We start from the raw sequence: 12,635 nt of genomic DNA, 5'->3' as shown, positions 1-12,635 counted from the left end.
ATGTGGCCCGGCACAGCTCAACCGACCGTAGCCGCCTGCGGTTCGAGGCGGTCGATCACGCCCTGCATGGCGCTGTCGAAGGCGCCATCGTCCACATGCGTACGCAGCCGGCCCAGACGCACCATCACTGCCAGCTCTTCCGGCGAGGCCACGCAGAAGCGGATGCCACGACGGTTGACGAACAGCAGGCGCGAGGAAATCGGGCTCACCCACGACAGCTTGCCGGCCTGCAACTTTCCATCCTTGTCGATGAAATCCAGCCAGGTACCAATTTCCATCCGGCGGAAGCGCTCGGCGTCGGCGTCGTCGAAATCCTCGGCGCGGGTTGCGCTGCCGAACTCGATGGCAGGTGCTTCCTGTACCGGCGGAGCCGGCAGTGCGACCTGCGGCAGTTCCGGCAGCGCGCGTTCCAGTTCGGGACGGGCTTCGGCGATGGCCTGCAAGGTGTCATGCAGCGCGTCGATGGCCGCCGTGCTGCCGTCGCCATGCATGCCAACGCTGGCAAACACCTTGCGCAGCGACGGCTGGCAGGCCTGCAGCCACGGCTTGCCGACAATGTGCCGGCGCGCCTGGGCCACTTCTTCAAGCAGATCGTCGGCCAGCTTCAGTGCCTCACTCACGCCCTCGCCTTCGTCGCCTTCGCGCAGCAGGGTCAGGGTGAGATGGTGGTTCCAGGGCTGGTGCAGGAAATCTTCAATCGCCTTGGGCAGCGCGACACCTGCCACGCGCTTGTCCAGTTCGGCGACGGCGCGGTTGCGCGCCACTTCCAGCTTTTCCTGGCCGCGCTGGGTTTCAGCGGCACGTCGCTCGGCGATCTCGATGCGGCGGCGGTGCTGGACCAGGAACTCGCGGAATTCTTCTTCAAGGGTCAGGAAGATCGCAAGGTTCTCGTTGAACTCGGCGGTGAGGCGCTCGGTGATTTCCTCAACCTTGCCCATCAGCGCGCGCTCGGCCTGGCTCTCGCCGGCATTGCCCTCGCAGGCTTCGGCCAGCGAGTTGAGCAGCTTGCGGGCCGGATGGGTCTTCTGCACGAACATGCGCCGGTCGAGCATGGCGACCTTGACGAACGGCACCACCAACCGGCCGATCAGCTCGCGCGAGCGGCCTTCCAGGTCGCGCTCGTCCAGCATCACGTCAAACAGCATGCCGACCAGGTCGATGGCGTCCTCGTCCTGCGGGTCCAGCCGCGCCTGCGACGGGTCCACGCCGAGTCGGGTCGCGCCGGACAGCACTTCGCTCTTGAGCCGCTGCGCCAGCGATTCACCGTCCTCACCCACCGCCGCGCGCAAGGTGGCGCTGGGAGTGGCCTGCAACAACGACAGCACCGACATCATCTCGCGCTGGTTCAATGAACGCTGCTGGCCACCGCCGGCTGCGGCATTGGACGCTGCAGCCCCGCCGGGCGCGCCTTCGCGCGTCTGCCGGGTCTGTGCCAGCAGCTCATGCAGCGCTTCGAGCACCATGTGCTGACGGTCGCCATAGGCCGATTCGTCACTGAAACCACCGGCCACCGCGTGCGCCGCTTCATGCCCGGCCATGCTGCTGCGGCGCTGGCTCCAACGCTCGGAAAAACGCTGCGCCCACATCGGCGCATGGCCATCGCCCGCAGTACCGTCCTCGTCGGCCGCCATCTGCGCGGCCTGACGTGGCGGCGCGGCGCGGCGCGGCGCGGAAACCTCCGGTGCGGCGCCGGCCTGGGCCAGGCGCTCATCCACCGTTTCATACAGCTTGCCGATCCCGGCGGCGAACTCGCGTTCGCACAGCTTGAACAGCACCAGCCGCACTTCCGGTGCCAGGTCGCAGGTGTAGAAAGCTTCATGCACGGCCACACCGATATGCTCGGGGCCGATCGGGTTGGTATCCGGGTCCAGCGGGGCGATGCCCGCGCACCAGGCCAGACGATGGTCGATACGCGCCAGCACCTGCTTCCAGTCGCGCAGCAGCACGGTGGCGAAATTGCGCACCGCCAGCCGCGACTCGAGGACATGCTCGGGCACCAGGCTCAGACCACCTTCGTTCTGCCCGGCCAGCAGGCTTTCGGCCGACAGCGGCGCGCCGTTGTCGAATGCAGACCAGGCCAGTTGCAGGGAGGCCTCGAAGCGGGTGGCGATCTCGTCGCTGCGGCGGCGCAGCTCGCGCATGCCGTCCAGGAACACCACTTGTGACGCACCGGCCTTTTCGGCGCGGTCGAACAGCGCGTCGTCAAACCCTGCCAGCACCTTGCCAAAGGCCTGCGCCAACGGCGGCAAGGCCGCCGCACGCGCGATGGCAAGCAGGTTGGGATTGCGGCCGGGCTGGCCGGCGAGAGGCGGGTTGGACATCATGCGCAAAGGCTCCGCACCCTGACAGGCGCTGGACTTCTGGAATATGGAAGGAAAGATGCAGACGCGGCCCCTGATTCCGCACCGGCATGGTAGGCGGAGAAGCTGAACAGGGCCAGTGATGCAGTGCGCACTTCGTTCCTCATGGCCGGCGGCCGGAAAACCCCTCCATGCTAAGCGCGGCGGCGAATATTGGCGAATGACGGTTGTTCAGTCGCTCCGACCGAGCGCACAGATTTTGCCCGGTTGGGCTTGCGTCAGGCCGGCCAGCGGCCGGCGTCTATAATCCTTGGCCGTGTTTTGCCCCCGGTGAGTCATGCCCGACAACTGCTTCCTGCAAGCGCTGGACCAGCGCGTCTCGGTTCCGTCCAAGCAACTGGGCGAGCCCGCCCCGGACCCGGCCACCGTGCTGCGGATGCTCCAGGCCGCCGTGCGCGTTCCCGACCACGGCAAGCTGGTGCCGTTCCGTTTCCTGCAGTTGCGTGGCGATGCACGTCATGCCCTGGGCGAATTCACCGCCCGGCGTGGCCGCGAGCGTGACCCGCAGGCTGCCGAGGCCACAATCGAGAAGGACCGCCTGCGCTTCTCCCACGCGCCCTTGATCATCACTGTCATCGCCCGCCTGCACCCCGAGCACAAGGTGCCGGTGCAGGAGCAGCTGCTCAGCGCCGGCTGCGTGTGCTTCGCGCTGTTGCAGGCCGCACAGGGCTTCGGCTTCGGCGCGCAGTGGCTGACCGCATGGATGGCCTACGACGCCGAGTTCAGCCGCCACCTGGGGCTGGCTGACAACGAGCAGGTCGTCGGCTTCATCCATATCGGCACGCCGAAGCTGCAGGTGCCCGACCGCGAGCGCCCCGACCCGGCCGCACTGTTGCAGGACTACCAGCCGTGAGCCAGGCGCAGGTGCGGCAGCCGCTCTATCTGATCGACGCCAGCCTTTATGTGTTCCGCGCCTGGCACTCGATGCCGGACGAGTTCAAGGACAACCAGGGCTGGCCGGTCAACGCCGTGCACGGTTTCGCGCGGTTCCTGCTGGACCTGCTTGAACGCGAACGCCCCCGCCACATCGCGGTGGCCTTCGACGAGGCGCTGGACAGCTGCTTCCGGCATGCGCTGTACCCGGCCTACAAGGCCAACCGTGATCCTGCGCCGGACGAACTGCGCCGCCAGTTCGCCCACTGCAAGGCGCTGTGCGCCGCGCTGGGCCTGGACGTACTGGCCGACCGCGAATACGAAGCCGACGACCTGATCGGCAGCGCCCTGCACGCCGGCCGCGGGCAGGCCCTGCGCGGGGTGATCGTCTCGGCCGACAAGGATCTTTCGCAGCTGTTGGTCGACCACGACGAGCAATGGGATTACGCCCGCAACCAGCGCTGGAGCGCGGCCGGGGTGAAGGCACGCCACGGCGTGCATGCGCACCAGATGGCCGACTACCTCGCGCTGTGCGGCGACGCAGTGGACAACATTCCCGGCGTCTCCGGCATCGGCGCCAAGTCCGCTGCGGTGCTGCTGGCGCACTTCGGCAGCCTGGACGTGATGCTCGAGCGCATCGATGAAATCCCGTTCCTGCGCCTGCGTGGCGCCGCCGGCATGGCCACCCGCCTGCGCGAACAACGCGAGCAGGCGCTGCTGTTCCGCCAGCTGACCACCATCGCGGTGGATGCGCCGCTGAACACTGCGCGCCCCGGCTTCACCCGTGGCAACGCCGATGCGGACATGCTTGGCGGCCTGTGCGAAGCATTGCGCTTCGGCCCGCTTACCCGGCGCCGGCTGTTGTCCGCCGCCGGCCTGGAACCTTCCCCCCCTTCCGCCAACGAGTTCGCATGAGCCACAACACCGCAGAACCCCGTGTCGTCTACGAAGGCAAGTACCAGCGCATGGTCGTGCGCGGCACCTGGGAATACAGCGAGCGCACCCACGCCGGCGGCCTGGCCGCGATCATCATCGCGGTCACCCCGGATGACGAAGTTCTGTTCGTCGAGCAGTTCCGCGTGCCATTGCAGGCCCGCACCATCGAGATGCCGGCCGGATTGGTCGGCGACATCAACGCCGATGAGGCAATCGAGGATTCAGCGGTACGCGAGCTGGAAGAGGAAACCGGCTGGACCGCCGCGCACGCCGAGGTGCTGATGATCGGCCCCACCTCGTCGGGCGCCAGCAGCGAGAAGATCGCCTTCGTCCGCGCCACCGGCCTGCGCAGGATCGGCGACGGTGGTGGCGACGACAGCGAGGACATCACCGTGCACCGCATCCCGCGCACCCGCGCCGCCGCCTGGCTGGTGGAAATGATGGGCAAGGGTTATGAGCTGGACGCCAAGCTCTGGGCCGGTTTGTGGATGATCGAACATCACCTCGACGGGAGGCCGCGTGGCTGATTCGGGCCAACACCTGCTGCCGCCGCTGCTGGATGTCGATGACCCGGCCGTGTTCACCGTGCACAACCCGCACGGCGCCTCGCCGTTCCTGTTGCTGGCCGACCACGCCGGCCAGCGCGTCCCAGCCGCATTGGACGCGCTGGGCCTGCCGCAGCACGAACTGGACCGACATATCGGCTGGGACATCGGTATCGCCGGCACCACGCGCGAACTGGCACGACGGCTGGATGCCTGGGCCATCGAACAGACGTACTCGCGATTGCTGATCGACTGCAACCGGCCACTGGCATCACCGACGCTGATCCCCGAAACCAGCGATGGCACGCTGGTTCCAGGCAATGCTGGCCTGACTGAAGCCCAGCGTCAGCAACGCATCGACGTCATTCATACGCCGTACCACGCGCGCATCAATGCCGAACTCGACCGCCGCCGTGACCAGGGCATCCCCACCTTGCTGGTGATGATGCACAGCTTCACCCCGGCCATGAACGGCAGCCAGCGCCCCTGGCAGGCCGGCGTGCTGTATCACCAGGACACGCGTTTTGCGCATGCCCTGCTGCGCACGCTGCGCGAGGAAGGTGATCTGGTCGTTGGTGACAACCAGCCGTACTCGGTGAGCAGCACCAGCGACTACGCCGTGCCCATGCACGGCGAGGCACGCGGGCTGGTGCATGTGGAGCTGGAAATCCGCCAGGACCTGATCGCCGATACCGCCGGCCAGCAGGCATGGGCCGCCCGTCTGGAGCGCATCTTCCGCGCGATGCAGTCGGAGCTGTTGCAGTTGCAGTTGCAGTGATGGGGCCTGCGCTGCTCGCCCGGTAGCAGCAGGCATTCGGCGCCGCTGGAGACAACGGTGCCGGCGGCCTAACCCCGGCCAACGCAGCGCCTCAGCCAGCGCTCGGCTCAGCCGGCCATGGAAACGGCCGGTAAGCGTGAACCTGCAGCGTTGCACCGATTTCCTCGAAAGGTGCCCGGACTTCGCCACAACGCCTGCGGTCCAGGTGCTGCCCCAGCGACAGCGGCAACATGCGGCAACGCGCCAGGGCTTCACCCACCGGGATCGCCAGCAACGCCGCGACCCGGCTTGCAGCGTCCTTCATGTGCTCGGCCGGGCACGCCACCAGCACCACATCGAACGAAGCGAAGATTCCCGGGCCGACGCCCATGACCTGCGCGGCTTCCTGCTCGGCAGCCGACGCTTCGCCCAAGGCCTCATCGATGCCGGGAACCTGCAGGAAGGCGTCGTACTCGGCGTAGTAGTCCAGCGCGCGGGCGTAGTCTTCGAGCGTGGACAACGGGCGTTGGCGCTTCTGCACATCAAGCACGTCGGCGAACGTGGCCGGCTCCAGGAACGAAGACAACCCAAGTGCCCGGGCAGCAATGGCCACCTCATCGTCCTCGTCCCAGGCCTCTTCTTCGCTGGGCGGCAGCCAGAAGCGTGCGACAAGCGCGCCGCCCTCGGTCGCATGCACCCAACCGTAGCGTTCCCACACCTCGCCGTCGTCGTTGCACGCGGCCAAAGTATCCAGAGTCTGGCGGAGATCCAGCAGTTCGATCATGCGTCGTTGAGCAGGCAATGCGGGGAATGGCAGTCTAACCGTGTCGTACAGCGTGCTGGTCCGCATCACGACCGGCACCCAGAGTGCATTTACGGGAATTCACACCGCCGATGTGCATGCGGTTCGACAGCGGCGACCCGACGGCGGAGACCCTGACTGGCATCGTGAAGCTGATGGAGCGCTTGGCCGCGATGCATGGGTACAAGGGCGCCTGCATCGCAGGCTGCCATCGACCGATATGCGCCGCCGCGAACCGTCCCTGCTCCATCCGTCATCGCGACGATGCTCATCCAGCAGCAGGTACTGGCCGACGCCCTGCCTGCCGGGGATTGGTGAAGCCGTACGCGCAAACAGAACGGGCGGCTTTCGCCGCCCGTTCGCTCCATCCAGTGCGTTTACTCAGCCAGCGAACGAATCGGTGGCGCGCACCAGTGCGTCCACGTTCTCGGCTTCAAATGCCGAATGGCCCGATGCCGGCGAGATGTGCAGCTGCGCCTTCGGCCAGGCCTTGTGCAGTTCCCAGGCATTGGCCAGCGGGCAGACCACGTCGTAACGGCCGTGCACGATCACGCCCGGGATATGCGCGATCTTGTGTGCGTCGCGCAGCAACTGGTCTTCCACTTCGAAGAAGCCGCCGTTGACGAAGTAATGGTTCTCGATGCGGGCAAAGGCCAAGGCGAACTGCGGATCTTCGTGGCTGTTGATGAAGTCGTCGTCCACATGCAGGAAGCTGGTCGCGCCTTCCCACACGCTCCACGCACGCGCCGCAGCCAGACGGGTGGCTTCATCGTCGCTGGTCAGGCGACGATGGAACGCGGAGATCAGGTCGTGGCGCTCCACCGCCGGAATCGGCTTGAGGTAGTGCTCCCACGCATCCGGGAACAGGCGGTTGGCGCCTTCCTGGTAGAACCACTCCAACTCCCAGCGGCGCAGCATGAAGATACCGCGCAGCACCAGCTCGGTCACGCGCTGCGGGTGGGTTTCGGCATAGGCGAGCGCAAGCGTTGAACCCCAGCTGCCGCCAAACACCTGCCAGTTCTCCACGCCAAGCTTCTCGCGCAGCTTTTCGATGTCGGCCACCAGGTCCCAGGTGGTGTTGTCCACCAGGTCGGCATGCGGCGTGGAACGGCCTGAACCACGCTGATCGAACAGGATGATCCGGTACTTGGACGGGTCATGGAACTGGCGCATCTTCGGCGTGCAGCCGCCACCCGGGCCGCCATGCAGCATCACCACCGGCTTCCCGTTCGGGTTGCCGCACTGCTCGAAGTACAGCGTGTGGCGGTCGTCGACCTTCAGCGTGCCAGTGTCGTAGGGGGTGATTTCGGGATAGAGCGTGCGCATGGTGACCTCGCGGGATACAGGCACGCAGTTTAGCGCAGGGGTGTTTTGTTCTTGTCTGGAGCGAACCCACGCGGAAGCTGGATTCGTCATTCCCGCGCAGGCGGGAATCGCTCCTGCTCCTGGTCTGATGTCGTGGAAAGCGAAGGCAAAAGCCAGAGCGATTCCCGCCTGCGCGGGAACGACGGCAAAGAGCAGGAGCCTCCCCCCGTCCCGATGACCCGGACAGGCCTCAGCCGGGCAAGCGGCCCAGCGTCACCCGGTCGCGTTGTTCCAGGTCCTGCACGGTCTGCGCTTCGATGAAGCCGGCCTGTTCCAGCAGCCCGCGGATGGCCGGGCCCTGGTCCCAGCCATGTTCCAGCAGCAGCCAGCCGCCGGGCACGAGGTGCTCGTGCGCGCCGCCAATGATTTCGCGGATCGCATCCAGCCCGTCGGCACCGGAGGCCAGCGCCGGTGGCGGTTCGAAGCGCAGGTCGCCCTGCTGCAGATGTGGATCACCGGCTGCGATATAGGGCGGGTTGCTGACGATCATGTCGAAACGGTCCGCGCCCAGCGCGGTGTACCAGTGGCCACGACGGAACCAGACGTTCTCCAGCCCATGCGCCTGTGCGTTCTTCACTGCCACGGCGAGCGTGGGGCCGAGCACGTCGGTGGCCATCACCGTCGCCAAGGGCCGTTCACTGGCGATGGACAGCGCGATCGCGCCACTGCCGGTGCCCATGTCGGCCACCCGCACCATGTCGTCGGCCGGCAACCGCGCCAACGCCTGCTCCACCAGCAGCTCGGTTTCCGGGCGCGGGATCAGGGTGGCGGTGTTGACCTGCAGGTCCAGCGTCCAGAAACCACGGCGGCCGGTCAGGTAGGCCAGCGGATGGCCCTCGGCGCGGCGCGTGACCAGCAGTTCGAAACGCTGCCGGGCCTGCTCATCCACCGCGTCGTCGGCGTGGCTGAACAACCACGCGCGGTCCACGCCCAAGGCATGCAGCAGCAGGAGTTCGGCCTCATGGCGGGCCTCTTCACCCGGCAGGCGCGTGGCGGCCTCCCGCAACAGCTGCGCAACGTTCGGCGTGGACACTTCTACAAACCTCTTGGCGGATGGTTCCGGACGGCGAGGATAGTCACCGCGCCCCTCCCTGCCTACCTCCGCCGGGATAAGCGCTGCCTATCCAAAATGATTCAGCTTTGCCAAGGCCTCATACGCGATTCCCGGCGAGAACCCCGGAACAGGCGGATATCGCCGGCTCATGAGGCTTAACGATAGCCGATGCCTATCGATTCAATGCACCCAATTCATTTGTCTTATTAGGTTTTGCCTATTAGTCTTGCCTCCGAGGTTCACACACCCACCCCTTCAACCCAGAGGAAGTTACATGTCTCTTATCAACACCCAGGTTCAGCCGTTCAAGGTCAATGCGTTCCACAACGGCAAGTTCGTTGAAGTCACCGAGGCTTCGCTGAAGGGCAAGTGGTCGACCCTGATCTTCATGCCGGCCGCATTCACCTTCAACTGCCCGACCGAGATCGAAGACGCTGCCGAGAACTATGCCGAGTTCCAGAAGGCCGGCGCCGAGGTCTACATCGTCACCACCGACACCCACTTCTCGCACAAGGTGTGGCACGAAACCTCGCCGGCCGTGGGCAAGGCGAAGTTCCCGCTGGTCGGCGACCCGACCCACCAGCTGACCAACGCTTTCGGCGTGCACATTCCGGAAGAAGGCTTGGCCCTGCGTGGCACCTTCGTGATCAACCCGGAAGGCGTGATCAAGACTGCGGAGATCCACTCCAACGAGATCGCCCGTGACGTGTCCGAGACCCTGCGCAAGCTGAAGGCTGCCCAGTTCACCGCCGCCAACCCGAACCAGGTTTGCCCGGCCAAGTGGAAGGAAGGCGCCCAGTCGCTGACCCCGTCGCTGGACCTGGTCGGCAAGATCTAAGCCGCACCTGCACTCCCACCCCGCCTTCGCGGCGGGCGTGGGGGTGAACCGCAGCGTGTTGATGCCAGCCAGCAACGCGCCCGCAAGCCGAACAGCCCGCTGCGGTTCACCCCTACTTCTATCGGCGCCCCGCATCACCGCAGCGGCGCCACTCCCCCGCTTTGCCTCAACACCGGAGATTGTCCATGTTGGATGCCACTCTCAAGTCCCAGCTTCAGCAGTACATGGGCCTGCTGCGTCAGCCGCTGCGCCTGATCGCCTCGCTCGATGACAGTGCCGCCGGCCAGGAAATGCGTGGCCTGCTGGACGACATCGTGGAAGCCGGTAACGGCAAGATCACGCTGGATGCAGCCGGCACCGATGCGCGCCGCCCCTCGTTCGTCGTCGCCCGTGAGGGCCAGGACCACGGCGTGCGTTTCGCCGGCCTGCCGCTGGGCCATGAATTCGAATCGCTGGTACTGACCCTGCTGTGGACCGGCGGTCACCCGCCGAAGGTGGCCGAGGAAGTGATCGACAGCATCAAGGCGATCGATGCGGACTTCGACTTCGAGGTCTACATGTCGCTGAGCTGCCACAACTGCCCGGACGTGGTCCAGGCGCTGGCATTGATGGCGATCGTGAATCCGAAGATCCGCACCACCGTGATCGAAGGCGGTGCCTTCCAGCAGGAAGTGGAGCAGCGCCAGGTGATGGCGGTGCCGATGGTGTTCCAGGGTGGCCAGATGTTCGATTCCGGCCGCATGAGCCTGGAGCAGATCGTCGCCAAGCTCGACACCGGCAGCGCTGCCCGCGATGCGGAGAAGATCAAGGCCAAGGATGCGTTCGACGTGCTGGTGGTGGGCGGTGGCCCGGCCGGCGCTGCGGCGGCGATCTACGCTGCACGCAAGGGCATCCGCACCGGCGTTGCGGCCGAGCGTTTCGGCGGCCAGGTGCTGGACACCATGGCCATCGAGAACTTCATCTCGGTGCAGCACACCGAAGGCCCGAAGCTGGCCAGCGCGCTGGAAGCCCACGTACGTGAGTACGAGGTGGACATCATGAACCTGCAGCGCGCCACCAAGCTGGTGCCGGCCGGTGCCGATGGCCTGGTCGAAGTGCAGCTGGAAAACGGCGCCTCGCTGAAGTCCAAGACCGTGATCCTGTCCACGGGCGCACGCTGGAGGCAGATGAACGTGCCCGGCGAGAGCGAATACCGCAACAAGGGCGTGGCCTACTGCCCGCATTGCGACGGCCCGCTGTTCAAGGGCAAGCGCGTGGCGGTGATCGGTGGCGGCAACTCCGGTATCGAAGCGGCGATCGACCTGGCCGGCATCGTCAGCCACGTCACCGTGTTCGAGTTCGACAGCAAGCTGCGCGCCGACCAGGTGCTGCAGGCCAAGCTGCACAGCCTGCCGAACGTGAAGGTGGTGCTCAACGCGCAGACCACCGAAGTGCTGGGCGACGGCCAGAAGGTCAACGGCATCGTCTACACCGACCGCGTCGGTGGCGATTCGCATCGCGTCGAGCTGGAAGGCATCTTCGTGCAGATCGGCCTGCTGCCGAACACCGAGTGGCTGCGCGACACGGTGGCGCTGAGCAACCGTGGCGAGATCATCATCGACGACCGTGGCCAGACCAACGTGCCGGGCGTGTTTGCCGCCGGTGACTGCACCACGGTGCCGTACAAGCAGATCATCATCGCCATGGGCGCCGGCTCGACCGCCGCACTGAGCGCGTTTGATCACCTGATCCGCAGTTCGGTGCCGGCTGTTGCGAAGGCCGAAGTTGCTGAAACCGCCTGAAAGCTGCGGGATAAAGCCCCTCTCCCTGCGGAGTGAGAGGGGCAGTTTACGAACCACCGCTTCGCTGCCTCACCAACGCCCCCGCGTCAGCGCGGGGCCGGGGCGCGGAGCGGAGGTTGGGTTGAGGGTAAGGTCGAAGCCTCGTGCAGACTGAGGCCAGTGAACGTCGCTCGCACCCTCATCCGCCCCTTCGGGGCACCTTCTCCCGCAGGGAGAAGGAAACACTCGGACGCCTGACCGGAGTACGCCGTGAACCTACGTGACCTGAAATACCTGGTAGCGCTGGCCGAGCACAAACACTTCGGTCGTGCGGCGGCTGCCTGTTTCGTCAGCCAGCCCACGCTGTCCACTCAGATCAAGAAACTGGAAGACGAGCTGGGCGTACCGCTGGTCGAACGCGCACCGCGCAAGGTGATGCTGACCCCGGCCGGGCGCGAAGCAGCCGCGCGCGCGCGCGGCATCATTGCCGAAGTGGAACAGATGAAGGAAGCCGCCCGCCGCAGCCGCGACCCGGAAGCCGGCACCGTGCGCCTTGGCATCTTCCCCACCCTTGGCCCGTACCTGCTGCCGCATGTTGTGCCGGCCATCCGTCAGCGCTTCCCGCAGCTGGAGATGCTGCTGGTCGAAGAAAAAAGCGACGTGCTGATGGCGCAGCTGCGCAACGGCCAGCTCGACGCGGCACTGCTGGCCCTGCCGATCAATGACGACCAGCTGCATACCGAGTTCCTGTTCGAAGAGCCGTTCGTCCTGGCCGCGCCGGAAGGCCACCCGCTCACCGCGCATGCGGCGCTGACCATGGACGACCTTTCCAACCAGCGCCTGCTGCTGTTGCAGGATGGCCATTGCCTGCGCGACCAGGCCCTGGATGTCTGCCACCTGGCCGGTGCGCTGGAGAAGTCCGAATTCCAGGCCACCAGCCTGGAAACCCTGCGACAGATGGTCGCAGCCAATGTAGGCGTGACCCTGCTGCCGATGCTGGCGGTGAAGCCGCCGGTGGCACGTTCGCAGAACATCCAGCTGATCCCCTTCCAGGGCAACCCGCATCCGAACCGCCGCATCGCCATGATCTGGCGCCGCAGCTCGGCGATGGGGGCCTTCCTGGAGCAGTTGGCCGAGCTGTTCAGGCAGCTCCCCAGCGGCTTGCTGGAAGCGGGCCAGGAGTCGGTCAGGCCGCAGGTTTGATCCCCAGCTGAGCCCTCCCCGACCTTCGGCGCGAGTCGGGGAGAAGCCGCATTCGCAACGATCCGGCAGGTTAAGCAGAACCGCCCCCTCCCTTGCGCCGAAGGCGAAGGGGAGAGTTGGGGAGGGGTGCTTTTCACGGGGC

At 66.2% G+C, this 12,635-nt stretch carries 11 protein-coding genes; 7 read left to right on the top strand and 4 right to left on the bottom strand.

The features are described 5' to 3' along the window. Nucleotides 1-17 precede the first annotated feature (17 nt). Nucleotides 18-2,324, bottom strand: coding sequence for a DUF1631 domain-containing protein (locus LR961_RS04610; RefSeq protein WP_232147265.1), 2,307 nt, complete (start codon nucleotides 2,322-2,324; stop codon nucleotides 18-20). A gap of 313 nt (nucleotides 2,325-2,637) precedes the next feature. On the opposite strand from LR961_RS04610, the gene LR961_RS04605 reads away from it, so the two are divergent. The 4 genes from LR961_RS04605 to LR961_RS04590 are packed head-to-tail and all read left to right on the top strand — an operon-like array spanning nucleotide 2,638 to nucleotide 5,492. Continuing rightward, entirely contained in the window at nucleotides 2,638-3,213 is a 576-nt protein-coding gene (locus tag LR961_RS04605) for a nitroreductase (protein WP_232147264.1), read from the top strand. Beyond that, nucleotides 3,210-4,148 carry a 5'-3' exonuclease H3TH domain-containing protein gene (locus LR961_RS04600; protein ID WP_232147263.1) on the top strand — a complete coding sequence of 313 codons (939 nt, stop codon included), beginning with the start codon at nucleotides 3,210-3,212 and terminating at the stop codon, nucleotides 4,146-4,148. Before LR961_RS04605 ends, LR961_RS04600 begins: the two co-directional genes overlap by 4 nt. Continuing rightward, entirely contained in the window at nucleotides 4,145-4,696 is a 552-nt protein-coding gene (locus tag LR961_RS04595) for an NUDIX hydrolase (protein ID WP_232147262.1), read from the top strand. Before LR961_RS04600 ends, LR961_RS04595 begins: the two co-directional genes overlap by 4 nt. Then, the gene (locus tag LR961_RS04590) at nucleotides 4,689-5,492 is read left to right on the top strand and encodes an N-formylglutamate amidohydrolase (RefSeq protein ID WP_232147261.1); all 804 of its coding nucleotides are present in this window, start codon (nucleotides 4,689-4,691) and stop codon (nucleotides 5,490-5,492) included. The genes LR961_RS04595 and LR961_RS04590 overlap by 8 nt, the downstream gene beginning before the upstream one ends. 91 nt (nucleotides 5,493-5,583) lie before the next feature. Here LR961_RS04590 and LR961_RS04585 read toward each other — a convergent pair whose 3' ends face one another. The 3 genes from LR961_RS04585 to prmC all read right to left on the bottom strand — a co-directional run bounded on the left by LR961_RS04585 (nucleotide 5,584) and on the right by prmC (nucleotide 8,671). Continuing rightward, complete coding sequence (locus LR961_RS04585; RefSeq protein WP_232149196.1) at nucleotides 5,584-6,321, bottom strand: hypothetical protein; 738 nt, start codon at nucleotides 6,319-6,321, stop codon at nucleotides 5,584-5,586. Between the two features lie 333 nt (nucleotides 6,322-6,654). Then, complete coding sequence (gene pip / locus LR961_RS04580) at nucleotides 6,655-7,599, bottom strand: prolyl aminopeptidase (RefSeq protein WP_232147260.1); 945 nt, start codon at nucleotides 7,597-7,599, stop codon at nucleotides 6,655-6,657. Between the two features lie 229 nt (nucleotides 7,600-7,828). Then, the gene (prmC, locus tag LR961_RS04575; RefSeq protein ID WP_232147259.1) at nucleotides 7,829-8,671 is read right to left on the bottom strand and encodes a peptide chain release factor N(5)-glutamine methyltransferase; all 843 of its coding nucleotides are present in this window, start codon (nucleotides 8,669-8,671) and stop codon (nucleotides 7,829-7,831) included. 295 nt (nucleotides 8,672-8,966) lie between these two features. Between prmC and ahpC the strand changes: the two genes are divergently transcribed. The 3 genes from ahpC (at nucleotide 8,967) to oxyR (ending at nucleotide 12,493) form a co-directional block, all read left to right on the top strand. Beyond that, nucleotides 8,967-9,530, top strand: coding sequence for an alkyl hydroperoxide reductase subunit C (ahpC, locus tag LR961_RS04570; RefSeq protein ID WP_232147258.1), 564 nt, complete (start codon nucleotides 8,967-8,969; stop codon nucleotides 9,528-9,530). 185 nt (nucleotides 9,531-9,715) lie between these two features. Continuing rightward, nucleotides 9,716-11,311 carry an alkyl hydroperoxide reductase subunit F gene (gene ahpF / locus LR961_RS04565; RefSeq protein ID WP_232147257.1) on the top strand — a complete coding sequence of 532 codons (1,596 nt, stop codon included), beginning with the start codon at nucleotides 9,716-9,718 and terminating at the stop codon, nucleotides 11,309-11,311. Between the two features lie 249 nt (nucleotides 11,312-11,560). After that, the gene (oxyR, locus tag LR961_RS04560; protein ID WP_232147256.1) at nucleotides 11,561-12,493 is read left to right on the top strand and encodes a DNA-binding transcriptional regulator OxyR; all 933 of its coding nucleotides are present in this window, start codon (nucleotides 11,561-11,563) and stop codon (nucleotides 12,491-12,493) included. Nucleotides 12,494-12,635: the final 142 nt, after the last annotated feature.

Source organism: Stenotrophomonas sp. SY1 (assembly GCF_021202945.1).
In the GTDB taxonomy this organism is placed as follows: domain Bacteria; phylum Pseudomonadota; class Gammaproteobacteria; order Xanthomonadales; family Xanthomonadaceae; genus Stenotrophomonas.
This window is presented reverse-complemented; position numbering and strand designations above follow the sequence as displayed.